This is a genomic window from Micromonospora sp. KLBMP9576, assembly GCF_050941805.1.
Lineage (GTDB): Bacteria > Actinomycetota > Actinomycetes > Mycobacteriales > Micromonosporaceae > Micromonospora.
Window position 1 is genome coordinate 6,290,813 of sequence record NZ_CP194567.1, and the last position, 26,803, is coordinate 6,317,615.

Annotated in this window: 30 protein-coding genes; 21 read left to right on the plus strand and 9 right to left on the minus strand. The window is 73.9% G+C overall.

Features of this window, described 5'->3' with window-relative positions; translation table 11 throughout:
• Window positions 1-7: 7 nt before the first annotated feature.
• The 9 genes from ACQ452_RS28035 (at window position 8) to ACQ452_RS28075 (ending at window position 9,035) form a co-directional block, all read left to right on the plus strand.
• Complete coding sequence (locus ACQ452_RS28035; RefSeq protein ID WP_433388766.1) at window positions 8-985, plus strand: UDP-glucuronic acid decarboxylase family protein; 978 nt, start codon at window positions 8-10, stop codon at window positions 983-985.
• Window positions 986-1,051: 66 nt separating this feature from the next.
• Window positions 1,052-2,287, plus strand: coding sequence for an LCP family protein (locus tag ACQ452_RS28040; RefSeq protein WP_433388768.1), 1,236 nt, complete (start codon window positions 1,052-1,054; stop codon window positions 2,285-2,287).
• A gap of 233 nt (window positions 2,288-2,520) precedes the next feature.
• Window positions 2,521-3,735: an LCP family protein gene (locus ACQ452_RS28045; RefSeq protein WP_433388769.1), complete on the plus strand. Its 1,215-nt coding sequence runs from the start codon at window positions 2,521-2,523 to the stop codon at window positions 3,733-3,735.
• Between the two features lie 219 nt (window positions 3,736-3,954).
• Window positions 3,955-4,893 (plus strand): LCP family protein, encoded by a 939-nt coding sequence (locus ACQ452_RS28050; RefSeq protein ID WP_433394466.1) that lies wholly within the window; start codon window positions 3,955-3,957, stop codon window positions 4,891-4,893.
• Between the two features lie 55 nt (window positions 4,894-4,948).
• Window positions 4,949-5,284, plus strand: a complete 336-nt coding sequence (locus ACQ452_RS28055) for a rhodanese-like domain-containing protein (protein WP_433388770.1) — start codon at window positions 4,949-4,951, stop codon at window positions 5,282-5,284.
• A 10-nt stretch (window positions 5,285-5,294) separates the two neighbouring features.
• The gene (locus ACQ452_RS28060; RefSeq protein WP_433388771.1) at window positions 5,295-6,086 is read left to right on the plus strand and encodes a glycerophosphodiester phosphodiesterase; all 792 of its coding nucleotides are present in this window, start codon (window positions 5,295-5,297) and stop codon (window positions 6,084-6,086) included.
• Window positions 6,087-6,147: 61 nt separating this feature from the next.
• Window positions 6,148-7,605, plus strand: a complete 1,458-nt coding sequence (locus tag ACQ452_RS28065; protein WP_433388773.1) for an ATP-binding protein — start codon at window positions 6,148-6,150, stop codon at window positions 7,603-7,605.
• A 67-nt stretch (window positions 7,606-7,672) separates the two neighbouring features.
• Window positions 7,673-8,089 carry an ATP-binding protein gene (locus tag ACQ452_RS28070; protein ID WP_433394468.1) on the plus strand — a complete coding sequence of 139 codons (417 nt, stop codon included), beginning with the start codon at window positions 7,673-7,675 and terminating at the stop codon, window positions 8,087-8,089.
• Window positions 8,090-8,150: 61 nt separating this feature from the next.
• Window positions 8,151-9,035, plus strand: a complete 885-nt coding sequence (locus ACQ452_RS28075; protein ID WP_433388775.1) for a DUF5926 family protein — start codon at window positions 8,151-8,153, stop codon at window positions 9,033-9,035.
• Between the two features lie 52 nt (window positions 9,036-9,087).
• Here ACQ452_RS28075 and ACQ452_RS28080 read toward each other — a convergent pair whose 3' ends face one another.
• Window positions 9,088-10,317 carry an arginine deiminase gene (locus tag ACQ452_RS28080; protein ID WP_433388777.1) on the minus strand — a complete coding sequence of 410 codons (1,230 nt, stop codon included), beginning with the start codon at window positions 10,315-10,317 and terminating at the stop codon, window positions 9,088-9,090.
• Window positions 10,318-10,480: 163 nt separating this feature from the next.
• On the opposite strand from ACQ452_RS28080, the gene ACQ452_RS28085 reads away from it, so the two are divergent.
• The 5 genes from ACQ452_RS28085 to pheA all read left to right on the plus strand — a co-directional run bounded on the left by ACQ452_RS28085 (window position 10,481) and on the right by pheA (window position 14,055).
• Window positions 10,481-11,221 carry a hypothetical protein gene (locus ACQ452_RS28085; protein WP_433388779.1) on the plus strand — a complete coding sequence of 247 codons (741 nt, stop codon included), beginning with the start codon at window positions 10,481-10,483 and terminating at the stop codon, window positions 11,219-11,221.
• Between the two features lie 169 nt (window positions 11,222-11,390).
• Window positions 11,391-11,849 (plus strand): hypothetical protein, encoded by a 459-nt coding sequence (locus tag ACQ452_RS28090; RefSeq protein ID WP_433388781.1) that lies wholly within the window; start codon window positions 11,391-11,393, stop codon window positions 11,847-11,849.
• A 75-nt stretch (window positions 11,850-11,924) separates the two neighbouring features.
• Entirely contained in the window at window positions 11,925-12,311 is a 387-nt protein-coding gene (locus ACQ452_RS28095; RefSeq protein ID WP_433388782.1) for an ACT domain-containing protein, read from the plus strand.
• 274 nt (window positions 12,312-12,585) lie between these two features.
• Window positions 12,586-13,092, plus strand: a complete 507-nt coding sequence (locus tag ACQ452_RS28100; protein ID WP_433394469.1) for a hypothetical protein — start codon at window positions 12,586-12,588, stop codon at window positions 13,090-13,092.
• 9 nt (window positions 13,093-13,101) lie between these two features.
• Entirely contained in the window at window positions 13,102-14,055 is a 954-nt protein-coding gene (pheA, locus tag ACQ452_RS28105) for a prephenate dehydratase (RefSeq protein ID WP_433388784.1), read from the plus strand.
• Between the two features lie 75 nt (window positions 14,056-14,130).
• On the opposite strand, the gene ACQ452_RS28110 is transcribed toward pheA, so the two are convergent.
• From ACQ452_RS28110 to ACQ452_RS28120, 3 genes are all read right to left on the minus strand, one after another.
• Window positions 14,131-14,853 carry an AIM24 family protein gene (locus ACQ452_RS28110; protein WP_433388786.1) on the minus strand — a complete coding sequence of 241 codons (723 nt, stop codon included), beginning with the start codon at window positions 14,851-14,853 and terminating at the stop codon, window positions 14,131-14,133.
• Between the two features lie 79 nt (window positions 14,854-14,932).
• Window positions 14,933-15,277 (minus strand): metallopeptidase family protein, encoded by a 345-nt coding sequence (locus ACQ452_RS28115; protein WP_363623047.1) that lies wholly within the window; start codon window positions 15,275-15,277, stop codon window positions 14,933-14,935.
• 153 nt (window positions 15,278-15,430) lie between these two features.
• Window positions 15,431-15,862: an OsmC family protein gene (locus ACQ452_RS28120; RefSeq protein WP_433388788.1), complete on the minus strand. Its 432-nt coding sequence runs from the start codon at window positions 15,860-15,862 to the stop codon at window positions 15,431-15,433.
• A 112-nt stretch (window positions 15,863-15,974) separates the two neighbouring features.
• On the opposite strand from ACQ452_RS28120, the gene ACQ452_RS28125 reads away from it, so the two are divergent.
• The 3 genes from ACQ452_RS28125 to ACQ452_RS28135 all read left to right on the plus strand — a co-directional run bounded on the left by ACQ452_RS28125 (window position 15,975) and on the right by ACQ452_RS28135 (window position 18,551).
• The gene (locus ACQ452_RS28125) at window positions 15,975-16,751 is read left to right on the plus strand and encodes a hypothetical protein (protein ID WP_433388790.1); all 777 of its coding nucleotides are present in this window, start codon (window positions 15,975-15,977) and stop codon (window positions 16,749-16,751) included.
• A 166-nt stretch (window positions 16,752-16,917) separates the two neighbouring features.
• Entirely contained in the window at window positions 16,918-17,739 is an 822-nt protein-coding gene (locus ACQ452_RS28130; RefSeq protein ID WP_433388792.1) for an HAD family hydrolase, read from the plus strand.
• Window positions 17,739-18,551 (plus strand): Cof-type HAD-IIB family hydrolase, encoded by an 813-nt coding sequence (locus tag ACQ452_RS28135; RefSeq protein WP_433388794.1) that lies wholly within the window; start codon window positions 17,739-17,741, stop codon window positions 18,549-18,551. The genes ACQ452_RS28130 and ACQ452_RS28135 overlap by 1 nt, the downstream gene beginning before the upstream one ends.
• 32 nt (window positions 18,552-18,583) lie before the next feature.
• Here ACQ452_RS28135 and ACQ452_RS28140 read toward each other — a convergent pair whose 3' ends face one another.
• On the minus strand, window positions 18,584-19,201 hold the full coding sequence (locus ACQ452_RS28140) for a bacterial proteasome activator family protein (RefSeq protein WP_433388796.1): 618 nt from the start codon (window positions 19,199-19,201) through the stop codon (window positions 18,584-18,586).
• 82 nt (window positions 19,202-19,283) lie between these two features.
• Here ACQ452_RS28140 and ACQ452_RS28145 point away from each other — a divergent pair, with 82 nt between their 5' ends.
• Window positions 19,284-20,081 carry an alpha/beta hydrolase family protein gene (locus ACQ452_RS28145; protein WP_433388798.1) on the plus strand — a complete coding sequence of 266 codons (798 nt, stop codon included), beginning with the start codon at window positions 19,284-19,286 and terminating at the stop codon, window positions 20,079-20,081.
• A gap of 79 nt (window positions 20,082-20,160) precedes the next feature.
• Window positions 20,161-21,357: an ABC transporter substrate-binding protein gene (locus ACQ452_RS28150; protein WP_433388800.1), complete on the plus strand. Its 1,197-nt coding sequence runs from the start codon at window positions 20,161-20,163 to the stop codon at window positions 21,355-21,357.
• Window positions 21,358-21,411: 54 nt separating this feature from the next.
• Here ACQ452_RS28150 and ddaH read toward each other — a convergent pair whose 3' ends face one another.
• On the minus strand, window positions 21,412-22,197 hold the full coding sequence (gene ddaH / locus ACQ452_RS28155; RefSeq protein ID WP_433394471.1) for a dimethylargininase: 786 nt from the start codon (window positions 22,195-22,197) through the stop codon (window positions 21,412-21,414).
• A gap of 107 nt (window positions 22,198-22,304) precedes the next feature.
• Between ddaH and ACQ452_RS28160 the strand changes: the two genes are divergently transcribed.
• Window positions 22,305-22,763: an Lrp/AsnC family transcriptional regulator gene (locus ACQ452_RS28160; protein ID WP_433388801.1), complete on the plus strand. Its 459-nt coding sequence runs from the start codon at window positions 22,305-22,307 to the stop codon at window positions 22,761-22,763.
• Window positions 22,764-22,819: 56 nt separating this feature from the next.
• Complete coding sequence (locus tag ACQ452_RS28165; protein WP_433388803.1) at window positions 22,820-24,691, plus strand: beta-propeller domain-containing protein; 1,872 nt, start codon at window positions 22,820-22,822, stop codon at window positions 24,689-24,691.
• A gap of 55 nt (window positions 24,692-24,746) precedes the next feature.
• Here the strand turns inward: ACQ452_RS28165 and ACQ452_RS28170 are convergent, their stop codons facing one another.
• The 3 genes from ACQ452_RS28170 to mobA all read right to left on the minus strand — a co-directional run bounded on the left by ACQ452_RS28170 (window position 24,747) and on the right by mobA (window position 26,802).
• Window positions 24,747-25,853 carry a T3SS (YopN, CesT) and YbjN peptide-binding chaperone 1 gene (locus tag ACQ452_RS28170; protein ID WP_433388805.1) on the minus strand — a complete coding sequence of 369 codons (1,107 nt, stop codon included), beginning with the start codon at window positions 25,851-25,853 and terminating at the stop codon, window positions 24,747-24,749.
• An 80-nt stretch (window positions 25,854-25,933) separates the two neighbouring features.
• Entirely contained in the window at window positions 25,934-26,200 is a 267-nt protein-coding gene (locus tag ACQ452_RS28175; RefSeq protein ID WP_433388807.1) for a DUF6457 domain-containing protein, read from the minus strand.
• Window positions 26,197-26,802, minus strand: coding sequence for a molybdenum cofactor guanylyltransferase (gene mobA / locus ACQ452_RS28180; protein ID WP_433388808.1), 606 nt, complete (start codon window positions 26,800-26,802; stop codon window positions 26,197-26,199). The genes ACQ452_RS28175 and mobA overlap by 4 nt, the downstream gene beginning before the upstream one ends.
• Between the last annotated feature and the right edge of the window lies 1 nt (window position 26,803).

Below are 26,803 nucleotides of genomic sequence, written 5' to 3' on the forward strand. Positions count from 1 at the left end.
GACCGGCATGAACGCTGATGCCCGCTTCGGACCCGGTCACCGCATCCTCGTCACGGGCGGCGCCGGCTTCGTACCGTCGCACCTGGTGGACGCCCTGATCGCCCGCGGCTGCACGGTGGTCGCGCTCGACAACTTCGTCACCGGGTCGAAGGAGAACGTCGCCCACCTTGAGGACGAGCCAAGGTTCAGCCTGGTCGAGGCCGACATCTCCGACGGCCTGCCGGCCGGTGACCCCGCGCTGGCCGACCGGTTCGACGCCATCCTGCACATGGCCTCCCCGGCCAGCCCGACGGACTTCGAGAAGCTCCCGGTGGAGATCCTCCGCGTCGGCTCGGCGGGCACCCTGCACCTGCTGGAGCGCGCGGTGGCGGACGGCGCCCGGTTCCTGATGGCCTCCACCTCGGAGGCGTACGGGGACCCGAAGGAGCACCCGCAGCGCGAGTCGTACTGGGGCAACGTCAACCCGATCGGCATCCGCAGCGTCTACGACGAGGCGAAGCGCTTCTCCGAGGCGGCCACCATGGCCTACCACCGCAGCCGGGGGCTGGACACGGCCATCGTCCGGATCTTCAACACGTACGGCCCGCGGATGCGCCCCGACGACGGCCGGGCCATCCCGACGTTCATCTCCCAGGCGCTGCGGGACGAGCCGATCACCGTGCACGGCACCGGCAACCAGACCCGCTCGATCTGCTACGTCTCCGACCTGGTGCGCGGCATCCTGCTGCTGCTCGACTCCCGCGAGACGGGGCCGATCAACTGCGGCACCGAGCACGAGATGAGCATGCGGCAGCTTGCCGAGACGATCGTGTCGCTCGCCGGCAGCAGCTCCGAGGTGACGTTCATCACCCGCAGCGCCGACGACCCCGAGATGCGCCGCCCGGATCTGACCCTCGCCCGCGAGTTGCTCGGATACGAGCCCACGGTGCTGCCCGAGGACGGCCTCCGACGCACGATCGAGTATTTCCGCGAGCGGATGGTGTAACACCGCGTCCCGCCCCTCGGCGGCGCCACAGGGCGATGGTGGCCGCACCTACGTACCCTGAGTTACATGTCAGCGACCATGCCCGTCGGTCTTCCCCTCCCGAACCTGCACCGCAGCGCCGGGCGTGCCTCGGTGCCCGGCTCCGGCCGGGACGCCGGACGCGCCCGGCCGGCGGAGGCCCGCTGGTCCCCCTCGTCGGGTGAGCCACGGGCCGGCGGCCCGGGCGGTCCCGTCGGGCCCGAGGGCCCCGGTGGGCCGGGCGGCCCCGGCGGACCGGACCGGCCGGGCCGGCGCGGCGCGCGCCCCCGGTGGGGCCGGATCGCCCTGGTGGCCGGCGTGGCCGTCCTGGTGCTCGCGCTGCTCGGCGGCGCGGGCGCCTGGTTCTACGCCCGGGGCCTCAACGACGACCTGGCGCGCACCGACCCGTTCTCCGAGATCACCGGGGGCCGCCCCGCCAAGGCGGTGGACGGCGCGCTGAACATCCTGCTGGTCGGCAGCGACTCCCGGGACCCGGACGCCCCGGTGGACAAGTCCAGCAAGTGGCGGGCCGACACGATCATCGTGATGCACATTCCGGCCGACCACCAGCGGGCCTACCTGGTCTCCATCCCCCGCGACCTCTATGTGCCCATCCCGGAGAGCGCCAACGCGGACTGCGGCTCCGGGCAGCGGGGGAAGATCAACGCCGCCTTCGCCTTCGGTGGGTTGCCGCTGGCCGTCCGGACGGTGGAGTGCTTCACCGACGTGCGGCTCGACAACGTCATGGCGATCGACTTCGCCGGCTTCAAGCAGGTGACCGACGCCCTCGGCGGCGTCGACCTGAAGGTGGAACGGACCGTCACCTCGATCCACAAGCCGTACCGGACGTTCACCAAGGGCACCAACCACATGGACGGCGCCGAGGCGCTGGACTGGATCCGGCAGCGCAAGCAGTTCCCGGACGGCGACTTCGCCCGGATGCGCCACCAGCAGGAGTTCCTTCGCGCCCTGATGGACAAGGCGGCCAGCACGGGCACGTTGACCAACCCGAAGAAGCTGAACGACTTCCTCAAGTCGGTCACCGCCGCGGTCACCGTCGACCAGGACTTCTCGCTCGTCGACATGGGGGTCCAGTTCCGCAACCTGCGCGGCGAGAACCTGACCTTCGTGACCAGCCCGCACGTCGGCAGCCAGACCATCAACGGCGAGTCGGTGGTGGTGTCGGACAAGGAGAAGGCGCTGGCCATGTACAAGGCGATGTCGGCCGACACCATGACGGCCTGGGTCGAGGCCAACCAGAAGAAGGACGGCACCGGAAACTGACCGACCACGCCGGCCGGCCCTCCCGTCATCGACAGCGGTCGTGACGGCCCGGGGGCCGGCCGCCCACTTTTCTGTGAGCCAACCGCCGACCGGCCGCAACGATCTGGCCATTCGGTCAGTTTTCCTTTGTAACGGCCGGGAGAACGACATTCGACGCCCGGACGACCTCGCCAGGATGGGAAAGCGTCCGTAAGGTGATCCCGCCCCCCTTGCTAACGCGAACTGGAGCACGCATGCCGGTTCAGGCCAGCCGTCGCCCCCCGGCGCCGGAGTCCTCCCGTGCTTCCGCCCGGGTCTCCCCGAGCATTCCCAAGCAGCCCGCCAAGGGCGGCAGGTCCCGTGCCGGGTCGGGAAAGAAGCGGTCGCGCCGCAGGGACCCGCTCTGGGCCCGGATCACGCTGGTCTTCGGCGCCGTGCTGATGCTCACCAGCGGTGCCGCCATCGTCGGCAGCAAGACGCTGATCAGCCAGGCGACCGGCAACATCGCCCAGCGCAACCTGCTCGGCGACGCGGGCAAGTCGGACGCCGAGGGCGGCGCCAACCTGGACGGCCCGATCGACATGCTGCTGCTCGGCGTGGACGCCCGGGAGCGGTGGGCCGCCGACGACGTGCGGGCGGACAGCATCATCGTGCTGCACATCCCGGCGTCGCACGACCAGGCCTACCTGATCTCGATCCCCCGGGACACCGAGGCGCAGATCCCGGCCTTCAAGAAGACCGACTGGCAGGGCGGCACCGACAAGATCAATGCGGCGTTCCAGGCCGGCGCCCGCAACGGCGGCGGCTGGGACGGCGGCGCCCAGCTCATGGCCCAGACCATCAAGAAGATGACAGGGGTCAGCTTCGACGGCGCCGCGATCATCAACTTCGGCGGCTTCAAGAAGATCATCGACACCCTCGGCTCGGTGCGCATCTGCGTCAAGCAGGAGGTCGAGTCGATGCACATGGTGTACGTCGACGGCAAGCCGATGTGGAACGCGGACGCCAAGAAGACCGGCAAGCGGATGACGCCCGTGGTGCACAAGAAGGGCTGCCGCGAGATGGAGGGCTGGGCGGCGCTGGACTACTCCCGGCAGCGCAAGTCCCTCAAGAACGGCGACTACGACCGGCAGCAGAACCAGCAGCAGCTCATCAAGGCGATGGCGAAGAAGGCCACCCAGGACGGGACGCTGACCAACCCGCTCAAGCTCAACAAGCTGATGGACGCGGCCGGCGGTGCGCTCATCCTCGACACCGGCAACGTGCCCGTCGCCGACTTCGTCTTCACCATGCGCGGCGTGACCGGCAACGACCTGGTCATGCTGAAGACGAACGGCGGCACCTTCCACAGCGACGGCACCCGCGAGACGCTGAGCCCGCAGACGCTGGACATGTTCCGCGCCGTGAAAGAGGACAAGCTCGCCGAGTTCGTCTTCGCGAACCCCGAGGTCGTCTCCGGCCGGGAGTGACACCGGCCCCGGCGGGCCGGGGCGATTCCGGCGAAGCGGCCCGGGGCACCCGTGCCGACTCGTAGCCTGACGTGAGGGAAATTCGCGTACAGGCCGCGGGGAGGCGTCACGTCCAGATCGGTGGGCGACGGTCCGGGCCGGGCCGGGGCCGACGCCCCGACCGGGCGGTCCCGCCGCGCCCGCTGGCCCCGCCTGCTGCTCGGCCTCGGCCTCGCCCTGGTGCTGCTCGCCGGGCTCGCCGTGTTCGGCCTGCGGTCGCTGAGCGACCGGTACGAGCGCAGCGTCTCCCAGGAGCAACTGCTCGACCCCACCGCCCGCCAGGAACGCACCGACCCCGACGGGCCGCTGAACTACCTGCTCGTGGGGACCGACCGGTGGCAGAGCGGCAGCGCCGCGGACCGACGGTCGGACACCATCCTCATCGTGCACGTCCCGGCCGGCGGGCGGGAGGGTTACCTGGTCTCCGTGCCCCGGGACCTGCTCGTCGCCATCCCCGCCGGCAACGGCTACGGCGGCGGCCAGGACAAGATCAACGCGGCGTACGAGCACGGCGGCGGCGGCCAGCCGGGCACCCGGCTGCTCTCGGCCACCCTGGCCCGGCTGACCGGCATCCGCTTCGACGGGGCGGCCCTGATCGACTTCTCCGGCTTCCGCAAGGTCATCGACCTGCTCGGCGGGGTGCGCATGTGCGTCGAGACGGAGGTCCGCTCGATCCACACCAACCGGGTCTTCCCGCCCGGCTGCCAGCGGATGGACGGCGGCCAGGCGCTGGACTACGTGCGGCAGCGCTACGACCTGCCGGGCGGCGACTACGACCGGCAGACCCACCAGCAGCAACTGCTGCGGGCCGTGCTGGAGCGCGCCAGCGAGACGTCGCTGCGGACCAACCCCGTCAAGCTCGACCAGGTAATCCGCGCGGTGGGTGGCTCGCTGACCGTCGACACCAACGGCGTACCGCTGGAGGAACTGGTCCTCGCGCTGCGTGACCTGCCGGCCGACGCGCTGCGCGGGGTGCGGATCCCCTCCCACCCCGAGACCATCGACCAGGTGTCGTACGTGCTGCTCGACGCCGGCGGAAGCGGCCTGTTCGAGGCGGTACGGGGCGCCCGCGTACCGGACTGGGCGCGGGCCAACCCGCGCTGGATCACCCGCCTGTGACGCCGGGGGGCCCGGCCCGCCAGCGGCCGTCCCGGCGAGGATCTAGGCTTGTCCCGTGTTCGGATCCCAGGTTCCCACCGTGCCCGTGACCGAGGTCGCCGACGACGCGTACCTGCTCGACGTCCGAGAGGACGACGAGTGGAACGCCGGCCACGCGCCCGGCGCGCACCACCTGCCGATGATGGAGTTGCCGGCCCGGATCGCCGAGGTGCCGACCGACCGGGACGTCGCCGTCATCTGCCGCTCCGGCGGGCGCTCCGCGCAGGTCGTCACCTACCTCATGCGCAACGGCTGGGACCAGGTACGCAACGTCGAGGGCGGGATGGGCGAGTGGGCCGCCGCCGGCCGACCCGTGGTCGACGGGGACGGGCAGCCGGGCCGGGTCCTCTAGGCCGGCGGAGATGGGCGACCCCCTGGTATTCGCGCACCGCGGCTCCTCCCACGACCTGCCCGAGCACACCCTCGCGGCCTACCTGCGGGCCCTCGACGAGGGTGCCGACGGGCTGGAGTGCGACGTCCGGCTGACCCGCGACGGGCACCTGGTCTGCGTACACGACCGCCGACTCGACCGGACCAGCAACGGCCACGGGCTGGTCAGCGCTCGTACGCTCGCGGAGCTGGAGACGCTGGACTTCGGCTCCTGGCACCCCGGCTGCGTACCCGCCGACGGGGACGAGGCGCTGGACGACTCGCACACCCGGCTGCTGACCCTCGAACGGCTGCTGGACGCGGTGCTGGCCGCCGGCCGGCCCGTGCGGCTGCTGATCGAGACCAAGCACCCCTCCCGGCACGGCGGCAACGTCGAGCGCCGGCTCGTCGCGCTGCTGCGCCGGTACGGCCTGGCCGAACCGACGCCGGACCATCCGGTACGCGTCACCGTCATGTCGTTCTCCCCGCTGGCCCTACGCCGGCTCCGGGAACTGGCCCCCGCGCTGCCCACGGTGCTGCTGCTGGAGGTGCTGCCGCGCTGGCTGCCGCAGGGGCGGCTGCCGTTCGGCACCCGGATCGCCGGCCCCGGCGTCGCCCTGGTGCGGGCCCGCCCGCAGCTCGTGCCCGCGCTGCGGGCGGCGGGCAACCAGGTCTACGTGTGGACCGTCAACCAGCCGGCCGACCTGGATCTCGTCCTGGCCGCCGGGGTGGACGGCGTCATCACCGACCGGCCGGCGCACGCGCTGGCCCGCCTGGGCCGCTGAGCGGGGCAGCGCCGGGCGGGCGGGGGCGCCGCGGAACCGGCCGACGGGGGACACTCGGAGCATGCCGGAGCGCACCGACCTCTCCGCCCTCGTCGTCGGCCACACCGCGGCGATCGAGATGATCAATTCCGGTGACGCCGGCATCCCGGTGCTGACCCATCTGCTCCGCGTCGCCCGGTCGGCGCTCGGCGCGGCGGGCACCGCGTTCGTCGAGTTCACACCGACCGGCGGGCGGGTGATCGCCGCGACCGGTGCCGCCGAGTGGGCCGTCGGCCGTCCAGTGCCGGCCGACGACCCCGCCACCGTCTGCCTGCTCTCCGGCGACCGCGTACGCCAGGTCCGGACGGACGAGATCACCGGCAGGCTCGCCGGCGAACTCGCCGAGCGTGGCCTGCTGCGGATGGTGGTCGCCCGCGCGGAGATCGGCGCCCGCACCGTCGGCAGCCTGCACGTGTTCCATCCCGACTCCGACGACCCGCCGGACGCCGGGCAGCACGCGGTCGTCAACTACATGGCCTCCTGCATCGCCCACCTCTACGGCGACCGGACGGGGCTGCCCGTGCACGGCGACGGCCCGGTCGTGGCGGCGCTGGCCGACGGCCTGGCCGTGGTCGACCGGGACGCACACGTCCGGCTCTGGAACCCGGCCGCCGCCCAGGTCACCGGGCGCTGCGCGGCACAGGCGCTCAACCGGCCGCTGCCCTTCCCGCTGCCCCCGTCCGGGCAGGTGCTCGACCACCGGTTGCCGGACGGCCGCTGGATCAAGGTCACCTCCGGCGAGCTGCCCGGCCCCGGGGCCCTGCGGGTGGTCACCTTCCGGGACATCACCGACCAGCAGCGCCGCGACCACGACCGGGACCTCTTCGTCGCGGTGACCAGCCACGAGCTGCGCACCCCGGTGACCGTGATCAAGGGCTACGCGGACACGCTCACCGACCACTGGGAGTCGCTGACCGAGACCGACCGGCGGCAGGCCGCCCGGGTGATCGGCCAACGCGCCAACGAGCTGGCCCGGCTGGTGGACCGGCTGCTCTCCTCCGCCGCCGAGGCGGGACCGGGCGACGAGCCCGCGGCCCCGTACGACCTCGGGGGCGCGCTGCGCACCGCGGCGGCCGACCTGCCGGCGGAGCTGCGGCAGCGGCTCGTCCTCCAGTTCCCCGCCGACCTGCCGAAGGCGCTCGGCCACCGGGCGAGCCTCGCCACAGTGCTCACCGAGCTGTGCACGAACGCCGGCAAGTACTCCCCGCCGGGCTCGCTGATCGAGGTGACCGCCGGGGCGGACGGGTCGACTGTCTCCTTCCAGGTCGGCGACCGGGGCGTCGGCATCCGGCCCGAGCACGTGGAACGGGCCTTCGACCGGTTCTGGCAGGGCGAGTCGGGTGACCGCCGCCGCTACCCCGGGGCCGGGCTCGGCCTCTATCTCGTCCGCCGGATCGTTGAACAGCAGGATGGATGGGTATCCCTACGGCCGAGGGCCGGTGGCGGTACGGTCGCAGAAGTGCGGCTGCCCCGCGGGTGACGGCGACGGGCAACGGGGGCGTGAAGGGGCAGAGGTGTCGACGGAGGCTGCCGATCGGGCGTGGTGCGTGGTGGTACCCCACCACGCCGCTGGAGCACGGCTGGCGCGGCGACGGCTCGCCGAGGAGCTGACCGGTGTCGTGCCCCCGGCTCTTCTGGCCGACCTCGTCGCGGTCCTGGCCGAGCTGGTCGGCAACGCGGTCCGGCACGCCGACCCGCTCCCCGGCGGCGTGGTCCGGGTGGCCTGGCGGCTGCGTGACGCGGCCGGCGGCCAGCAGGTGCAGGTCCGGGTGACCGACGGCGGCGCCACCGCCGTCCCCACCATGCGGGTCGCCGGCACCGACGCCGTCGACGGCCGAGGGCTGCACATCATCGCCGGCCTGGCCGACCGCTGGGGCGTCGAACGGGACGGCCTGGGCCAGAGCGTGTGGGCCGAGTTCGACCCGGCGGGCGTGACCCGGGCGGACCTGGCCGTCGCCGGCTGACGGGCCGCCGGAGGCGGGTCCTGCCCCCGCCCGGCGACCGGGGCCTCTAGGCTGTGTCGCCGTGAGCAAGCGTCGAAAGACCCAGCGGGCCGCCGAAGCCACCCCCAAGCGGCAGAAGGTACGGGACGTCTTCGTGCCCCGACCGTTCGAGGGGCTGACGGACGAGGCGGAGTGGATCGCCCTACGGGAGCTGGTGCCGGCCGCCTCGGCGCCGCTGCGGCTCGCCCCCGCCCTGGTCGAGGAGTTCGGCGACCGGGAGGTCACCCTGGCCACCGTGCTGCCGATGGCCGCCCCGGCCATGACCAAACCGGACGGGCGGGTCTTCATCGGGCTCCAGCGTCACCTCCAGTCGGGCGACGTCTCCCGGGACCTGGCCGAGGCGCTGCTCTGCGCGCTGCGGGCCGAGCCGGGCGGCCAGGTGCCCGTGCCGCCGCTGCCCGGTCCCGGCCCCCGGTTGCAGGACGTCCTGGCCGACGCCCCGCTGGAGATCGACATGCACGACGGGTTCGAGTTCTGGCTCGACCCGGGGGCCGGCGACGACCCGAACGTGCAGGCGTCCCTGGAACGGGCCAACGCCGCGATCTACCCGACCGTACGGCTCGCCGCCGTCCGGGCCGCCTACTGGTGCCAGGTGCCGGAGAAGGGGCACGTGCGCTGGGTGCTGCCCGACGACGAGGACGCCGCGTTGGACGCGTTGGCCCGCCTCAGCGTGGCCGGCACGCTGGTCCTCGGCGAGCGCACCCGCTTCGCGGGCATGTTCCGGGCCCACGGCCGGCTGGTGCCGGTGTGGGACCTGCCGGAGGACGTCCCGGCCGCCGACTGGGAGCAGCCGGTCGCCGACTTCGCGAAGCGGTACGCCGAGGCGCTCGCCGATCCCGCCCCCCTGGACGCCGCCGGGCGGCGGGCCCGCCACGGCCTGCTCGGCCGCCAACTCACCCTGCGCTGAGCCGCCCGCCCGGCTGAGAGGTCGGCGAGGGCACCTTCCGCCACCGGACCCGTCAGGAAGGTGCCCATCCCTCCCCGCCCAGCGGTTCGCGGACCAGGGGGCACGACATGCAGCGCGGCCCGCCCCGGCCCGAACCCAGCTCCGAGCCGGCGATCGGGACGACCTCGATGCCGGCCCGCTCCAGTTGCGCGTTGGTCTCCGTGTTGCGTTCGTAGCCCACGCAGAGCCGGGGCGCGAGGGCCAGGGTGTTGTTGCCGTCGTCCCACTGCTCACGCTCGGCGGTGACCGGGTCCAGGCCGGTGTCGATGACGCGGAGCTGGTCCAGGTCCATGGCGTCGGCGGCGGCCCGCAGGAACGGCGCCGGGCCGTCCACCCGCGGGTCCGCGCCGTCCGCGCCGGCGATGACCGTGTACGCCGACAGCGTCTGGGCGATGTTCGGGTACATCAGCACGGCGTCGACGTCCACCATGGTGCAGACGGTGTCCAGGTGCATCGTCGCCCGCTCCTGCGCGATCGGGACGACGAGGATGGTGTGTGCGAGCCCGGCGGCGAAGACCTGCCGGGCGAGGCGTTCCGCGCCGGCGGGGGTGGTCCGCTCGCCCACCCCGACGGCCAGCACCCCGGGCGCGAGGAGCAGCACGTCGCCACCCTCCAGGTGTTCCAGCCCCGGGTGGTAGACGTGCTCGGTGCCGGCGAAGCGCGGGTGGTGCCGGTAGATGGCGTCGGTCAGCGTGGTCTCCCGTCGCCGCGCCGGCATGGCCAGGCTGGTGACCCCGACCCGGTCGCCGACCCAGAACGACGAGTCCCGGGTGAACAGCAGGTTGGGCAGCGGGTCGATGACGAAGTCGTGCCGGTCCATCAGGGTGTACACGAGGCCGCCGGGTCGGTCCCGGCTGACCCGCAGTTCCTCGTGGGCCAGCCCGGCGATCAGCACGTCGGCGAGCGCGACGGGGTCGAGATAGGAGAGGTGGTCGGCGACCCGGGCGCGCAGCGAGTCGCCGAGCCTCGGCGAGCGCAGCACCCGCTCGGTGAGTTCGGCGCGCGCGTCGGCGACGGCGAGTGTCTCGGCGAGGAGGGTCGCGAGGTAGAGCACCTCCACCCCGCGCTCCCGCAGGGCACCGGCGAAGGCGTCGTGCTCCTCCTGGGCGCGTCCGACCCATGGGATGGCGTCGAAGAGGAGGGAGTCGTTGTTTCGGGGGGTGAGCCGGGCGAGTTCAGGGCCGGGTCGGTGCAGCAGCACCGTGCCGAGCCGACCGACTTCGCTGTCCACGTAGTGGGTCACCCTCGCAGCGTAGGGCAGGGTTTGGCGGCATCCGGTAAAACAGGGGTGGGTGAATATGGCATTCATCCGCACTCACTCCGGCGTTCCAACTTGCCGACACGGGGGACTGGCGACGTAGGGTAGTGAGGACATAACTTCGAGGGACCTTTTGCCGGAGGTCGCGATGACTGTCTTTCCCGCTCGTCAAGCCGTACCGTCCGCCCGGGCGTTGCCACCCGCGGCGGTGCCACACCCCCGGGTGGAGCCGCCGGGGGCACTCACCCCCGTGCGTACGTCCCCGATGGAATGGGCCCGACGACGCCGAGCCGAGCGGGGCGCCCGCCGGCTGGAGGCGGCCGGTGCCCGGGCGCTCGGGCGGCTCGACCATCTCGGGCCCGCGTGGCACGTGATCGAGTGGCCCCGCACGGACGCCGCGGACCTGCTGCTCGACCACGAGCGCGACGAACGCGCCGGATTCCTCGCCATCGGTCCGAGTGGGCTCTTCGCGGTCACCATCGCCGACCACGGTCGGGCCCGGGTGCTGGTGGCCGGCGACGTCGTCCAGATCAACGGCAAGCGCCCGCCCTACGTGGCCGAGGCCCGCCGCGACGCCAAGCGCGCCAGCAAGGCCCTCTCCGCCGCGGTGGGGCTGTCGATCCCGGTCTCGCCGGTGCTGACCTTCGTCGGTTCCGGCGTGATCAGCGTCTACGGCCTGCCGAAGGACTGCCTCATGGCCACCCACCGCGAGTTGGACCGCCTGCTCGTCGCCGGGGGCAACCGGATCAGTCCGGCCACCGCCGAGAAGCTCTCCCGGGTCGCCCAGCACCCGGAGACGTGGATGAACGGCGCGTACCGTCCGGCCGCCGACTACCGGTGGTACGAGGGCGGCCGAACGGCCACTGACAAGCCGGCCAACCGCCGGTAACCTCACCGGCGACGCCACGCACCCGGTCGACACCCGTCGGTCGCGCTGTCGCCGGCCGCCTGGTCAGGGCCTTTCCCGCACGCAGCGGCGGCCCGGAGACCCGCGCGGTCGGTGTTCTGCGCGACGACCGGCTAGCGTGGAAGCTCCGTCGGTGTACATAGGAGGCGCGGTGGCCCACGTCGAACTCTCGCTCTCTGACGTGTTCGCGCCGGCGGCGGGGCCATCGACAGGGCAGGAGTCCGACAACCTCGCCCGGTGGTCTTCGACCGTCTCGCACGCCGCCGAGCCGTGCCTGCTGATCGACGCCGGGACGAGGGTGGTCTCCGTCTCCGCCACCGGCTGCGAGCTGCTCTGCCTCGGCGACCCGGAGGACGTGGTCGGGCTGCCGCTGCTCGACGGCGGGCTGCGCCTGCTCGACTTCACCGCCAACCCGCGCGAGCTGACCGAGCAGGAACTCGACAAGATCCCGCCGCTGCTGGCCCTCTCCTCCGGCCGGCTGGCCCGGGGACTCATCCGCGTCCAGGGCGCGTCGGCGGGCGCGCCGGACCCGACGGTCGACGCGATCTCCACCCCGGTGTTCACCGGCGAGGTGGTCGCCGGCTCACTCACCTTCTTCTCCCCGGTCTGACCAGCGGCGGGGTGTGGCGTTCGCCGCACGCGGCGAAGCTGGGGCAGGCCCGCACCAAGGCCGTAAGGTGCCCTCATGCTCGATATCGCTCTGTTGCCGGGGACGTACGCCGTGTGCCGCCTGGCCGCCGGCTCCGCCCTGCCACCCGAGTTGTCGGGCGGGCTGAACGACGGCGACGTCGTCACGGTGAGCTGGACGGCCGACGGGATCTCACTCATCTGCCCCGCCGACCGGGCACCCGCACAGGCCGTCGCCGAGACCGCCTGGCGCTGCCTGCGCGTCGCCGGGCCGCTCGACCTGGCGATCAGCGGCACCCTCGCCGCGCTGGTGGACCCGCTCGCCGCGGCCCGGGTCAGCGTGGTCGCCTTCTCGACGTACGACACCGACTACCTGCTGGTCCCCGCCGTGCGGCTCGGCGAGGCGACCGCCGCGCTGGAACGCGCCGGCCACCGCCTCCTCTGAAGCCCTGCCGGGTCACCCTCCCGTTGCCACCTCCGCCCACGCTGACCTGCCCGTCGCAGGCGGGCCGGGCGGCCCGGGACGACCCGCGCCGGGTCGGCCTCACCAGGACGACCCGAGTGGCTCCCACCGCCACCGGGCAGACACGTCCTAGGATTGGCTCGGCCTCCCGGCCACAGTGATACCCCCCGATGTCCCCGAGGAACGGCCCGTGCCGCCCACCCCCTCGCGCCACGCCGCCCCCCGCCCGGCCGGCACCGTCGCCCGGCCCGGCCGGCTGGCGGTCGCCGTGCTGCTGGCCGCCCTGCCGCTGGCCGGCTGCGGCACCCCGCCCGAGCTGCAACGCCCCACCCCGACCCGCAGCGCCGCACCCACCGCGCCCGGCACGCCCAGCACCACACCGACGCCCCCGCCCGCCACCGGCCCGCCCACCCCCGGCCCGGTCACCCCGACCGTCGACCCCGGGCTCGTCGCGGTCCCCTGCCCGGACGGCCCCTCCGGGGCACGGATCGTCGACCTGGTGCGGGGTCGGGGCGGCGTGCTCCCCGCCGGCGTCCGGGTGCGGGTGCGCACCGGGCCGCTGTGTGCCGGCGAGTGGCACTACACGGTGCTCGACGTGACCGGGTACGAGGTGCTCCAGGTCGTCACCCAGGGCAAACCCCGCGCACCGCGACTGGTCACCGCCGGCACCGACGTCTGCACCGCCGAGGTCCGCGCCACCGGCCCGGAGGGCATCCGGTCGCGCGTCTGCGACGCCGGGTCGCTCCCCGTACCGGGTGCGTAGGCTGTCGCCATGCCGGGAACACCGCCGACGCGCTTCGTCTACCTCGGGCCGGAGGGCACCTTCGCCGAGCAGGCCCTGAACACCCTTCCCGCCGCCGAGCGGGGCAGCCGCACGCCGGCCCGCAGCGTGCCCGAGGCGCTGGAGAGCGTACGGACCGGGGAGGCGGACGCGGCCCTGGTGCCGCTGGAGAACTCGATCGGTGGCGCGGTCGGCGTGACCCTCGACGAACTCGCCGAGGGCGAGCCCCTGGTGATCACCCGCGAGGTGGTCCTGCCCGTGGAGTTCGTGCTCGCCGCGCGGCCCGGCACGACGCCGCCGGAGGTACGCAGCGTCGCCGCCCACCCGCAGGCCTCCACCCAGTGCCGGGGCTGGCTGCGCACGCACCTGCCCGACGCCGTGGTGGTCGACGTGCTCTCCAACGGTGCGGCTGCCGCCGGAGCCGCCGCCGGCGAGCACGACGCGGCGATCTGCGCCCCGATCGGTGCGGCCCGGCACCGGCTCACCGTACTGGCGGACAAGATCGCCGACCACTCGGACGCGGTGACCCGCTTCGCGCTGGTGTCGCGCCCCGGGCCGCCCCCGCCCCCGACCGGCGACGACGTGACGTCCCTGGCCGTCTACATCGCGCACGACCGGGTGGGCGCACTGCTGTCGGTGCTGATGGAGCTGGCCGTCCGGGGGATCAACATGAGCCGGATCGAGTCCCGACCGACGGGGGAGGCACTCGGCCGGTACGTCTTCTTCCTCGACTGCGCCGGGCACGTGGCGGACGTACGGCTCGGCGAGGCGTTGCAGGGGCTGCGCCGGGTCTGCGCCGACGTGCGTTTCCTGGGCTCGTACCCCCGGCACCGGTTCGCCGGCACGGGCGACCGCCCCGTCCCGGCCCCGCCCGGCCTCTCGGATGTCGACTACGTCGACGCGGGCGCCTGGCTGACCCGTCTCCGCGCCGGCGACCTCACCTGACGGCGCCGCCCCCGGCCCCGCTCCGGTTCCGGTGGTGGCCGGCCGGCGCGGGCGGGGCGTGCGGGGAGGTGCGGGTCAGCTGAGCAGGCCGCCGAGGAGCCCGCCCTGCTGCTCCTGGGTGCCGCTGCCCATGACGGGCGGCTCCTCGGAGGGCTGGACGACCACGAAGCCCTGGCCGGCGAAGCTCATCGTGAACGACTCGCCGGTGCGGCGGCCGAGCAGCGTGCCGAGGCCGAGCTGCTCCGCCCGGTGGTAGCCGGTCTGGAGGTTGGCCGACCAGCAGACCACGGCCTGCGGGTCGACATAGGTGGGGGCGTCTACGTTGAGCACCACCGGCGTGCCCTTGGTGGTGATGGCGATGCGGCCGTGACCGCTGAAGACGCAGTTGAACATGCCGGACGACGAGGCCATGCCGGCCCCGTTGACCATGCGGATGTCGTACTGGAGGCTGGAGTCGAAGGCCAGCACGCTGGAACCGTTGATGGAGAGCGCGTCGCCGGGCTCCAGGTCGATGACGTGGACGTCCTTGGCGAAGTCGGCGAGGAAGACGTCACCGTGGCCGGAGACCTTCATCAGGGGGACGCCCTCGCCGGTCAGCTTCTGCTTGAGAAACTTGCCGAGCCCGCCGGAGCCGAGCGCCTGGAACTGCACCTGCCCCTGGTAGGCGACCATCGACCCGACCCGGGCCATCGCCTCGCCGTTGAGTTCGATCTTCAACATCTTGGAGTTTTGCAGCCGCATGCCGGGCTGCGCGGACTCCTTCTCGAGGTTCTCCGCCGAGAACAGCTCGCTGCGCATGGAAGTGCCTCCTGAAGTCGTCGTACCTGGGTCGACGGTAGGCGACCGCGACAACCGCCCGCCCGCCGGCCGGCCCGCCCTAGCCCCAGCCCAGCTCGTGCAGGCGGGCGTCGTCGATACCGAAGTGGTGGGCGATCTCGTGCACCACCGTCACCGCGACCTCGTCGACGACGTCCTCGTCGTCGTGGCAGATCCGCAGGATGGGGTTGCGATAGATCAGGATGCGGTCGGGCAGCACACCGGCGTAGTCCCAGCCCCGTTCGGTGAGGGCGTGCCCCTCGTAGAGGCCGAGCAGGTCCTCGCCGGGGGGCGGGTCGTCCTCCACCAGGATCACGACGTTGCTCATCAGGGCGAGCAGTTCCTCGGGCACCTCGTCGAGCGCGTCGCCGACCAGCTCCTCGAAGCGTTCGCGACTCATCTCCACCGGCACCTCGCCCATTCTGCCCGACGACCGGGCCCGCCCGCGCCGGTCGGGACCGGCGCGGGCGGTACGGCGCTCAGGCGGACCCGGGCGGCCGGCCGGGAGGCCGGGCACGCGGAGGCCCGCAAGGCCCGGCGGGTGGGGCCGGGCGGGCGGTCAGGAGGCGAGGCGGGCGGTCAGGCTGATCCGGGCGCCCGGGGCGAGCAGTCGGGAGATCGGGCAGTTGTCCTTGGCGGTCTCCGCGAGCTTGGCGAACTCCGCCTCGTCGATGCCGGGCACCTGGCCGACGGTCTCCAGCTCGATCCGGGTCACCGCCATGCCGGCGTCGGTCTTGTCGAGGTGGACCTTGGCGGTGGTCTCCACGGAGGTGGGCGGCGAGCCGGCCTCGGCCAACGCCTTGGAGAACGCCATCGAGAAGCAGCCGGCGTGGGCCGCCCCGATCAACTCTTCGGGGTTGGTGCCCTCACCCTCCTCGAAACGGGACTTGAAGGAGTAGTTCCCCTCCAGCCCGCCCTTGCCGGTGCGGATGGTGCCGGCACCCTCGGTGAGGTTGCCCTGCCACTGTGCGGAAGCGGTACGGATAGGCATGCACCCGACGCTAGCCCAACCGGCACCGCCCGGCGACCGTTCACGCTCCGGGCCCCCGGGTGCGTACTGTGTCATGATTCGGGGCAGGCCCGCGGATGCGGAAGGGTGGCCGATGTCCCAGGATTCCCCCATTCCCCGGCAGGAAGACCGGTCCGACGGTGCGGCCGTCCTCCAGTGGGGCGCGGCGGGGCCGACCGGGCCGGGCCGGCTCGGTCGCACGCTCTCGGGCCTGGGCCGGGACCGTCGGCTTCCGGTGCTGCTCGCCTCGCTCGGCGCGGTGGCCGCCCTCGGCTCGATGCTGGGCGAGTGGCAGGTGATGACCCTGCCCAACGCCGGCCCGCAGGGCGACGCCCCGCTGCGGGTGCCGGGCGGGGTGTCGGACATCGGCGGCTTCGGGGTCGGATACCTGGCCGGGTTGTTCGCCCTGCTCTGCGCGGTGGTGCTCGCGCTGCGCGGCACACCCTCGGTGCGCCCGAACGCCCGGCTCGCCGGGCTGACCCTGGCCGGGGCGCTGCTGGGGCTGCTGGTCGCGACCGCCGCCGCGCTCGACGACGCCGGCCAGCGGGTCTTCTACTACTCCACCGATGACGGGTTCCGCGTCGAGTACGGCCGGGGCCTGGTGACGGCGTTCCTGGCGGCTGCCCTCTTCGCGGCGGCGCTCAAGCTGGCCCCGGCCGGTGCGCCGGCCCCGTGGGCCGGTGCCGACGCGGGGCCGGCCGGCGGCACCGTGCCGCCGCCCGGCGAGGGGTTCGACGACGGCGGGGAGCCGGCCGGCCGCAGGCGCTGGGGCCGGCCCGACCGGCACGACGGCGACGGCGGGCTGCCCGCACCGGCCGATCTCACCGTCGAGCCCGCGCTCCCCTTCGCCCGGCCCGAGTCCCGCGACTGAGCCCCCGCAACCGGGCCCGCCGGCCGTCCCGCGGTGGCGGGGCATTCGCCGTAACGCCCTGGTGAGGGCCTCTTGCGCGAGGTACGTTTGCTGCCCGCCGTCACCGGGGGCCGAGGCACCGAGGACCGAGGCGGCTGCTGCGACGGCGGCGGGCGAAGGAGGAACGATGACCCGCCCGGGGCTGCCCAAGCTGATCGCCACGGATCTCGACGGGACGCTCGTGCGCAGCGACGAGACGGTCTCCGCGTACACGCACGCGGTGCTCGACCGGGTGCGGGCCGCCGGCATCCCCGTGGTCGGCGCGACCGGTCGCGGGCCCCGGCTGGCCGAGGTGACCCGCAACGACATCCGCGCCGCCGACTTCCTGGTGATGGCCGGCGGCGGGCGGGTGGTCGACCAGAGCGACCCGTCCGGTCCGCTGGTGCTGCGCGACGAGCGGCTGTCCGCCGAGGTGCTGGCCACGCTGCTGGCCGGCCTGGAGGCGACCGTCGGGCCGCTGACCGTGATGGTCGAGGCGTCGGACGAGCACGACGCCCCGCTCTGGGGCGACTACCACCCGAGCTGGCCCTACCAGGACGCGTTCGAGCGGCGCAGCCGCGCCGAGTGCCTCTCCGGCGACGTGATCAAGGCCTTCGTCCGGACCGCCGACCACGACGTCGACGAGCTGCTCGCCGTGGCCCGGCAGATCATCCCGCCGGAGATCGCCACCCTCACCCAGGCCGGGCTGGACTTCGTGGAGATCTGCCCGCCGGGGGTCGACAAGTCCACCGGGCTGACGGTGGTGGCGCAGCGCCTCGGCGTCGACCCGGCGGAGGTGCTGGTCTTCGGCGACATGCCCAACGACCTGCCGATGTTCGAGTGGGCCGGCTGGGGCCGGGTCGCGGTCTCCAACGCGCACCCGGCAGTGCGGGCCGTCGCCGACGAGGTGACCCTGCGCAACGACGACGACGGGGTGGCCGTCTACCTCGATCGACTACTGTCCCGCTGATGGGAGAGGCACCACGGCTGATCGCCACCGACATCGACGGCACCCTGCTCCGCGACGACCGCACGCTGAGTCCGCACACGGCCGACGTGCTGGCCCGGCTGTCCGCGCGGGGCACGCCGGTCGTGCTGGTCACCGGCCGTCCCGTCCGCTGGCTGAAGATGGTGTACGAGCAGCTCGCCGAGCCGCTGCCGGCGATCTGCGCCAACGGCGCGGTGGTCTACGACCCGGTCGCCGACGAGGTGTTGCGGGCCGACCCGCTCGCCCCGCAACTGCTCGCCGAGGTGGCGCGGCGGCTGCGCGCGGAGGTGCCCGAGGTCAGCTTCGCGGTGGAGATCGTCGACAGCCGGGAGATGCGGCACGAGGCGCACTACCCGCTGCGCTGGGACGCCGACCACGACGCGATCCGGGCGGTCGAGACGCCCGAGGAGTTGCTGGCGGCGCCGGCGGTGAAGCTGCTGGCCCGCTCCGCCGAGCAGGACCCGGACGCGTTCGTCGCGCTGGTGGCCGCGGCCCTCGGAGGGCTGGCCGAGGCGACCCACTCGTCGTACTCGGGGCTGGTGGAGATCTCCGCCGCCGGTGTGACCAAGGCGGCCGGGCTGGCGTGGTACTGCGCGCGGCTCGGCATCGAGGCCCGCGACGTGCTCGCCTTCGGTGACATGCCCAACGACGTGCCGATGCTGACCTGGGCCGGGCGGGGGGTGGCGGTGGCGAACGCGCACCACGCCGTCCTGGCGATCGCCGACGAGGTCACGGCGACCAACTCGGCGGACGGCGTGGCGGCGTACCTGGAGAAGGTCTTCGGGGTGGGGTGAGCGGCCGGCCGGCGCGCCGGCCGGCCGCGCGGTCAGAGGTACTGGCCGGTGCTGTGGCCCTCGCCGCCCTGCGGCTGGCCCATGCCCGGCATGCCGGGCATCCCCGGCGGCATCATGGCGCCGCCGGGACCGCTCGGCAGCGCCTGCCGGCCCGAGCGCATCTGCTCGAGCTGCACCCGGGCGGCCATCTGCTGGGCGACCAGGGCCGCCTGGATGCCGTGGAACAGGCCCTCCAGCCAACCCACGAGCTGGGCGTGCGCGATGCGCAGCTCGCCCTCGCTGGGCGCCTTCTCCTCGGTGAAGGGCAACGAGATCCGTTCCAGCTCCTCGCGTAGCTCGGGGGCGAGCCCGTCCTTCAGCTCGACGATCGACCGCTCGTGGATCTCCCGCATCCGGTGCCGGCTGGCGTCGTCGAGCGGGGCGGCCTTGACCTCCTCCAGCAACTGCTTGATCATGCTGCCGATCCGCATCACCTTGGCCGGCTGCTCGACCAGTCGGGTCGGATCCTCGGCGTGCGCCTCGTCGGTCTGCACGGTGCCGACGGGCCGCCCGTCCGGGCCGACCACCACCACCGTGCCGGAGTGACCGGTGCCGTCCTGGCCCGGCTCGTCGTTGTGTCCCGTGGGGTGCGCTTCGGTCATGGGATCCATCTTTACCCAGCCGCTGGCGCCCATGCGTGCGGGGACCGATCCCGGCGGCGAATCCGGTCGTGATCCGCGCTACGGTCGCGCCATGCCCGCCGATCCCCGCGACGTGCTCACCCGCCCAGCGCCGGCCCCGGACGGCACCGTCTCCTACGGCGGGCATCCGGACCAGGTCGCCGACCTGCGGGTCCCCGCCGGATCCGGCCCGGCCCGGCGGCTGGTCGTGGTGGTGCACGGCGGCTTCTGGCGGGCCGGGTACGACCGGCGGCACACCGACCCGCTGGCCGCCGCGCTGGCCGCGCTGGGCCACCCGGTCGCGCAGCTCGAATACCGCCGGACGGGGCAGCCGGGCGGCGGCTGGCCGGGCACGCTGGCGGACGTGCTGACCGGCGTCGCGGCGCTGCCCCGGCTCGCGGCCGGGGCGCTGCCCGGTCGGGTCGCGGCCGGGGCGCCGCTGCTGGTGGGCCACTCGGCGGGGGGACACCTGGCGCTGTACGCGGCGGCGACCGCCCCGGCCGCCGTCGGCGGGGTGCTGGCCCTGGCGCCCGTGTCGGACCTGGCGCAGGCGTACCGGCTGGACCTGGACGCGGGGGCGGTGGCCGCGCTGCTGGGCGGCGGCCCCGCGGACGTCCCCGAGCGGTACGCCGCCACGGATCCACGATCATTGGTGCCATTGACGACACGGACAGTAGTCATGCATGGTGCGCTCGACGATCGGGTGCCGCCCGGGATGAGCCGGGAGTTCGTGGCCGCCGGGCGGGCCGCGGGCGGCGACATCCGCCTTGTCGAGCTGCCGGAATGCGAGCATTTCGGGCTCATCGATCCGGAGTCGGCGGCCTGGCCGCAGGTCACGGCTGCCATTCGATCTCTGCAGGAAGATCGCTAAGCATTGACGCAGCGTCGCCGACCGGGTAGAACGCCGTGGGGGGTGCGCTCCACCCCGCAACGTTCCCGGAAGGAACCCGGTGTCGCAGATGAACCGCAGGCGCGCCCTCCAACTGCTGGCCACCCTCGGCGCGGCCGGGCTGGTCACCGCCTGCGGCACCGACGACGCCGAGGGCAAACCGGCCACCCCCGGGACCCCGATCAAGATCGGCCTGGTCGCGCCCACCAGCGGCGGCCTCAAGGCGATCGGCGACGAGATCACCAACGGCTTCCAGCTCTTCCTCGACCTCAACGACAGGCTGCTGGGCGGGCACCCCACCACCCTGCTCACCGCCGACGAGGGCGAGAGCGTCAAGACCGGCAAGGCCGCCGTCGAGGGGCTACTCAAGCAGGGCGTGCTCGCCCTCACCGGCGTGGCCGACGCGAACGTCCTCTCCGGCATCCGGGACACCGTCGAGCGGGCCCGGGTGCCCCTGATCAGCTCCAACGCCTCGCCGTCCAGCCTCCAGAGCGTCGTCTACATCTGGCGCACGTCGTACGTGCTGGACGAGGCGGGCCGGGCGCTGGGCCGCTACCTGCGCGACCAGTTGGAGGCGTCCGCGCGGCTGGCGATCGTCGCGCCGGACAGCGTCGGCGGCCGGGACGTGGTGCAGGGCTTCCGGCAGGAGTTCGGCGAGTCCGACCCCCGGATCGCGGGCGCGGTGGTCACGACGGGGGTCTTCACCACCCCCCCGAAGTCGGCGTACCGGGCCGACATCCGCCGCGCGCTGGACAGCAAGCCGACGGCGCTGTTCTGCTTCTACTCCGGACCGGCTGCTGTCGAGTTCATCAGGCAACTGCGCGCCGAGGGGTTCACCGGCAAGGTCTACGCCCCCGGCTTCCTCACCGAGGGCACCGTGCTGGGCAGCCTCAAGGCCGAGGACGCGGTGGGCATCCAGACCGCCCTCAACTACTCGGCCGACCTGAACAACACGGCCAACCGCCGGTTCGCGTCGGCGTACCGCAAGAAGCACGGCACCTCGCCCACCACCTACGCGATGGCCTCGTACGACGCCGCGTACGTGCTCGACCAGGCGATCCGGCTCGCCGGCGGCTCGCCCAGCGCGCAGCAGGTGAACCTGGCCCTCGGCCGGATCGGCCAGATCGACAGCCCGCGCGGGATGTGGCAGTTCAACCAGCCGCGCACGCCGCAGCAGAGGTGGTACCTGCGCGAGGTCCAGCTCGACGGCCAGGTGCTCGCGAACGTCATGGTCTCCGAGCTGACCACGCTCGGCTGAGCCCCGGGCGCCACGGGTCGGCGCGGCGGGGGTCACGGGTCGGCGCGGCGACCGTCAGGGGCGCAGCTCGGCGACGCAGCACTTCACGCTGCCGCCGCCCTTCTTCACCTCGGCCAGCTCCACCGGGACCGGGTGGTAGCCGGCCGCCTTCAGCTTCCCGGCCAGCCGGGTCGCCTCGCTGTTGAGCACCACGTTGTGCCCGTCGCTGACCAGGTTGAGGCCGAAGGCCAGGGCGTCCTCGGCGTCGGCGAGCAGCGCGTCGGGGAAGAGCTGGGTGAGCACCCGCTGGCTGGCGGCGGAGAAGGCGCCCGGGTAGTAGGCGACGTTCGCGTCGTCGATTGAGGCCAGCGCCACGTCCAGGTGGTAGAAGCGCGGATCGACCAGGCGCAGCGACACCACGGGCCGACCCAGCGCCTCCTGCGCCTCGGCGTGCGCCGGCAGCTCGGTGCGGAAACCGTGCCCGGCGAGGATCACCCCGCCGTGCGCCTCCGGCAGGTACGCGAAGTCGCCCTCGCCCTCGTTCACCTCGATCGGGGCGATGAACCGCCAGCCCCGCGACTCGTGCCACGCCCGGTGGGCGGCGGCCTCGGCGGCCCGCTGCTCGTGCTTGAACCGCGCGCCGTAGACCGTGCCGTCGACCATGAACGCCCCGTTGGCCGCGTAGACCATGTCGGGCAGGCCCCGCCCGGGGGTCAGCAGGTGCACCTCGTGGCCGAGGCCGACCAGCGTCTCCCGCAGCCGGTCCCACTGCTTGACCGCGAGCTCCGAGTCGACGGGCGCGGTCACGTCCATCCAGGGATTGATCGCGTACTCGACCGCGAAATGCTCGGGCGAGCACATGAGATATGTCCGCTTTCGCGGGAGTCGCTGCTGGTTCACGATGAACAAGGTTAGGTACCGTGGAACTTTGGTAACAGCCATCATCATTGCTTCGCAGGAGCTGAACGTTGCAGATTGACGCGGTAGACCAGCAGATCATTGCGTTGCTCGTCGCGGACGCCCGCGCGTCGTACGCCGACATCGGCCAGCGGGTGTCGCTCTCCGCCCCGGCGGTCAAACGACGGGTCGACCGGCTGCGGGCAGCCGGCGTGATCCGGGGCTTCACCGCCGTCATCGACCCGGCCGCCGTGGGCTGGACCACCGAGGCGTTCATCGAGCTGTTCTGCGCCGGGCGGACCACTCCCACCCAGATCGGGGTGGCCACCCGGCGGCACCCCGAGGTGGTCGGCGCGTACACCGTCTCGGGCGAGGCCGACGCGCTCGTACACCTGCGGGCCGCCGACATCGCGCACCTGGAGGCGGCGTTGGAGCGGCTGCGGGCCGAGCCCTTCGTGACGTCGACCCGCAGCACCATCGTGCTCTCCCGCCTCGTCGAGTCCCCCGGCGTCGGGCCCGCCCCCCGCTGACCGCGAGGGCCGCAGCCGGCCGGAACCAGCCGACGGCCCGCCGCGTCGAACCGGCCATGACACGGGGAGCCCCAATCTTCGCGATCGGCGCGCTGGCCGCGCTCACCCTGCTCGGCGGCAGCGCGTTCCCACCCCCGACACCTACCGACGAGCCGACGCCGGGGCAGCCGACGGCCGCACCCCTGCTGGTCTCCTACGACTCCTGCGCCGAGGCCCTGGCCGGGCTGCGCGCCGCCGCCGGCGCGTCCGTCGGCCCGTGGGGCTTCGGCGACGGCTGGCGCACCGGGCTCGACCTCGCCGCCGTGCCGAAGGGCGCAGCCGGCGCGCGGGCAGTGCCACAGGCCGCCCCGGAGCACTCCACCACGAACGTGCACGAGGCCGGCGCGGACGAACCGGACCTGGTCAAGACCGACGGGCGACGGATCGTCACCGTCACCGGGGGCGCGCTGCGGGTGGTGGACCCGGCCACCCGTCGGGAAACCGGCCGCCTCGACCTCGCCGACGCGCTACCGGAGCTGAGGTGGGGGGAGCAGACGACCCTGCTGCTGCACGGCGACCGGGCGCTGGTGCTGGCGCAGGTGGGCCGCGGCCGGGAACCGGTCGACCGGGCGATGCCCGCCGCCGGGATACCGCGCCTGATCCTCGTCGATCTCGCGGGCGCGCCACGGGTCCTCGGCACGTACCAGATGGACGGGAGCCTCCTCGACGCCCGGCAGACCGGGTCCACCGCCCGGGTGGTCGTGCGCACCCGCCCCCGGATCCAGTTCCCCTACGAGCGGCGGGGCACCGAAGCGGCACGCACCGCCGCCAACCGGGCGGTGATCGCCGAGGCCGGGGTCGACGCGTGGCTGCCGGCGTACGAGTGGACGGCCGGGACGCAACGGCACGTCGGGCGGGTCGGCTGCGACCGGCTGAGCCGGCCCCCCGCCTGGTCCGGGACGTCGATGCTGACGGTGCTGAGCTTCGACCTCACCGGCGACCGGCTCGGCGACGGCGACCCCGTCAGCGTCGCCGCCGACGCCAGCACCGTCTACGGCACCGGGACGGGTCTCTGGCTCGCCGGCGAACGGGCGGTGGACCGGCCCGGCCCGCCGCGCGGGCGCTGGCTCCCCGGCAGGCAGGTCACCGAGATCCACCAGTTCGACACCGGCTCCCCCGGCCGTCCCCGCTACGTGGCGGCCGGCACCGTGCCCGGCACGCTCGTCAACCAGTACGCCCTCAGCGAGTGGCAGGGCCACCTGCGGGTCGCCACCACCACCGAGGAACCCCGGGGCGACCGCCCCACCTCGGAGTCCGCCGTGCACGTGCTGCGTCGCGACGGGAACACGCTGGTGCGGGCGGGCGCGGTCACCGGCCTCGGCCCCGGCGAGCGGATCTTCTCCGTGCGCTTCCTCGGCGCCACCGCGTACGTGGTCACGTTCCGGCAGACCGACCCGCTCTACGCGCTCGACCTGACCGACCCGTCCGCGCCCCGCGTCACCGGCGAACTCAAGATCACCGGCTACTCGGCGTACCTGCATCCGCTGCCGGACGGCCGGCTGCTCGGGGTGGGCCAGGAGGCCGACCGGCGGGGGCGGGTGCAGGGCCTGCAGGTCTCCCTCTTCGACGTCCGCGACCCGGCCCGGCCCACCCGGCTCGACCAGTGGCACGTGCCGGGGGCGTACTCCGCCCTGGAACACGACACCCACGCCTTCCTGCACCACCCGCGGACAGGTCTGGTCGCCCTGCCGGTCGGCGAGGACGTGCGGCTGCTGCGGGTCTCCGGTACCGACATCGGTGAGGTCGGCACGGTGACGCACCCCGGCGAAGCGGGGCCGGTCCTCCGGTCGTTGCTGGTCGGCGACGTGCTCTGGACGGTCTCCAGCACCGGCCTGCGGGCCACCGACCCGGCCACTGCGCGCAGCCTCGGCTGGCTCCCGGTCACCTGATCCGCACCGGGCGGGTCGGCTCCCGCGGGCCACCCGCCCGGTGCGGCACGGCGGATCAGAGGTACATGCCGGTGCGGTGCTCGTCCTCGTCCCGCTTGACGGGCTTGTCGCCCTCGCCGAAGAACCGCTTCCCGCCGAACTCACCGTGCAGGCGGTCGTCCAGCTCGTCCGCCAACCCGGTCATCACCTGGACGGCGAGCATCAGATGGGTGGCCTGGAAGTCGCGGCCGAAGACGGGAATGGAGGCCCACACCGTGTCGTCGGCGCAGTAGAGCCGGCCGATCGGCATCCGGTTGGTCAGTTCGGAGAGCTTCACGTAGAGCCGCTCGGTCGGCTCGACCTCCGTCAGGACCGGGGAGAAGACGTCCACCAGGGGCGGATTGTCGCGGACCCGCACGAAGACCATCGCCGAGCCGGCCCGGATGTTGATGTCGCCGTCGGAGTCGATCTGCAACCGGTCCGAGTCCGACTTGAGCATGGTCGAGACGACCGTACTGACCTGCTCGGCGAGCGCGGCCACGTCGTGCGCGGGAGACTGCGCGGCGGCGGCCGCCGCGAGGGCCTCGTCCAGGTCGGCCTCCACGTCGCGGTCGGGCCCGAACTCGCTGCGCGCGGTGCCCAGCGGCTCCACCGGCAGCGGCTCGCCCTCGGCGTCGTGGATGAGGTAGACGAGGAAGGCCGGGTGCGGGGCGCCGTACACGTCGCGCAGCGTCCGCGTGACCAGGGCCGCGAGCCGGGCCGCTTCGGCGGTGTCGCCGTCGAGCCCGAACTGCCCGCCGGAGCCCTCCACGACGCCCGGCGGCGACCAGCCGAGGGCGATCATGTCCGCCACGGCCGCCCGGTCCAGCCGGTAGCCCTGCGGCAGCGTGGCGTTGCCGACGGCGCGGGCCGCCAGCCGGCCGCCCTCGCCGACGTCGACGCTGATCGAGTAGACCGCGTCGCCGGTGCCGGAGGCGGTGGGGTCCAGGGTCAGCTCGACGTGCGTGCCCGCCGGCAGCGCCGCGAACCGTGCCGCCAGCGCCCGCGCGAACTCGTGCCAGGCCTGCGTGACCTTGGCCCGCAGGTCGGCCGTGCTGGGCTCGTCGAGCAGGATCGGCTCGTGGTGCGCCGGCAGGGTGCCGGGCGAGTCGTCGCCCGGCGCCGAGGGGTGGTCTGCCGTCATGATCGCCTCCGTCCGTCAAGGTCACCCTACCCACGGAACCCGGGGGACGAATCAGCCCGACCGCGATCGGGCGGCGGTGCTCAGCCGGCCGTACCGTCCGGGCCGGCGGCGCCGAGCTCCACCGGCCAGGCGGCGGCCAGCGCGCCGAGCCGGGCCGCGGCGCCGGCCGGGTCCGCGCCGCGCCCGACCGCCAGCCCCAGCAGGTACGCGGTGACGGGCGCGCCCGGCCGCAGCACCTGATGCGCCACGTCCTTGGCCAGGTCGAGCACCGCCGGCACCGGCACCTGGGCGGGATCCAGGTCGAGTTCGGCACAGGCCGCCGTCACCCAGTCGTCCATGACCGTCATCGCGTCCACTCCTCCGCCTGGCGTACGTCCTCGTCAGTGTCGCAGTCGAACCAGGGCGGCGGGCCGGCACCCGACCACGGCACCTCGCCCACCCGCAGCCCGGCGAGCAGGGCCCGGATCGGCGCCCCGGCCAGCGCGGCGGCGGGGCCGCGACGGTCGGCGGCGAGGCGGTCCAGGGCCGCGCGCAGCGGGGCCACCCGCCACACCCCGCAGAGCGTCTGCCGCCGCCCGTCGTCGTCGACGTAGCAGACGCCGTCGTGGTCCGCGTCGAGCCGGTCGAGCAGCCCGCCGACGGCCGCGCGGGTGAGCAGGGGCAGGTCGGCGGCGAGCAGGGCCACCACCGGCGTACCGGCGTCGAGCAGGGCCAGCCCCGCCGCCGTGGCGGCGACCGGACCGCCGCCGGGCGGCTCCTCCCGGGTCACCCGCACCCCGGCGGGCACCGGAGCGGGCGGACCGACCAGGATGCGCGGGTCGGCGTCGGCGACCGCGGCCAGCACCCGGTCGCGCATCGGCCGACCGCCGACCGTCCGGGCGGGCTTGTCCACGCCCCGCATCCGGCGCGCGGCCCCGCCCGCCAGCACCAACGCCGCGTACGCGCCCATG

What these genes read in the sequence shown, in the direction of transcription:
- ACQ452_RS28095 (WP_433388782.1), top strand. Translation starts at nt 11,925, where the DNA reads ATGCTCGATATCGCTCTGTTGCCGGGGACGTACGCCGTGTGCCGCCTG.
- pheA (WP_433388784.1), top strand. Translation starts at nt 13,102, where the DNA reads ATGCCGGGAACACCGCCGACGCGCTTCGTCTACCTCGGGCCGGAGGGC.
- ACQ452_RS28040 (WP_433388768.1), top strand. Translation starts at nt 1,052, where the DNA reads ATGTCAGCGACCATGCCCGTCGGTCTTCCCCTCCCGAACCTGCACCGC.
- ACQ452_RS28165 (WP_433388803.1), top strand. Translation starts at nt 22,820, where the DNA reads ATGACACGGGGAGCCCCAATCTTCGCGATCGGCGCGCTGGCCGCGCTC.
- ACQ452_RS28125 (WP_433388790.1), top strand. Translation starts at nt 15,975, where the DNA reads ATGTCCCAGGATTCCCCCATTCCCCGGCAGGAAGACCGGTCCGACGGT.
- ACQ452_RS28065 (WP_433388773.1), top strand. Translation starts at nt 6,148, where the DNA reads ATGCCGGAGCGCACCGACCTCTCCGCCCTCGTCGTCGGCCACACCGCG.
- ACQ452_RS28085 (WP_433388779.1), top strand. Translation starts at nt 10,481, where the DNA reads ATGACTGTCTTTCCCGCTCGTCAAGCCGTACCGTCCGCCCGGGCGTTG.
- ACQ452_RS28175 (WP_433388807.1), bottom strand. Translation starts at nt 26,200, where the DNA reads ATGACGGTCATGGACGACTGGGTGACGGCGGCCTGTGCCGAACTCGAC.
- ACQ452_RS28135 (WP_433388794.1), top strand. Translation starts at nt 17,739, where the DNA reads ATGGGAGAGGCACCACGGCTGATCGCCACCGACATCGACGGCACCCTG.
- ACQ452_RS28140 (WP_433388796.1), bottom strand. Translation starts at nt 19,201, where the DNA reads ATGGATCCCATGACCGAAGCGCACCCCACGGGACACAACGACGAGCCG.
- ACQ452_RS28060 (WP_433388771.1), top strand. Translation starts at nt 5,295, where the DNA reads ATGGGCGACCCCCTGGTATTCGCGCACCGCGGCTCCTCCCACGACCTG.
- mobA (WP_433388808.1), bottom strand. Translation starts at nt 26,802, where the DNA reads ATGGGCGCGTACGCGGCGTTGGTGCTGGCGGGCGGGGCCGCGCGCCGG.
- ACQ452_RS28110 (WP_433388786.1), bottom strand. Translation starts at nt 14,853, where the DNA reads ATGCGCAGCGAGCTGTTCTCGGCGGAGAACCTCGAGAAGGAGTCCGCG.
- ACQ452_RS28145 (WP_433388798.1), top strand. Translation starts at nt 19,284, where the DNA reads ATGCCCGCCGATCCCCGCGACGTGCTCACCCGCCCAGCGCCGGCCCCG.
- ACQ452_RS28035 (WP_433388766.1), top strand. Translation starts at nt 8, where the DNA reads ATGAACGCTGATGCCCGCTTCGGACCCGGTCACCGCATCCTCGTCACG.
- ACQ452_RS28170 (WP_433388805.1), bottom strand. Translation starts at nt 25,853, where the DNA reads ATGACGGCAGACCACCCCTCGGCGCCGGGCGACGACTCGCCCGGCACC.
- ACQ452_RS28045 (WP_433388769.1), top strand. Translation starts at nt 2,521, where the DNA reads ATGCCGGTTCAGGCCAGCCGTCGCCCCCCGGCGCCGGAGTCCTCCCGT.
- ddaH (WP_433394471.1), bottom strand. Translation starts at nt 22,197, where the DNA reads ATGTGCTCGCCCGAGCATTTCGCGGTCGAGTACGCGATCAATCCCTGG.
- ACQ452_RS28120 (WP_433388788.1), bottom strand. Translation starts at nt 15,862, where the DNA reads ATGCCTATCCGTACCGCTTCCGCACAGTGGCAGGGCAACCTCACCGAG.
- ACQ452_RS28130 (WP_433388792.1), top strand. Translation starts at nt 16,918, where the DNA reads ATGACCCGCCCGGGGCTGCCCAAGCTGATCGCCACGGATCTCGACGGG.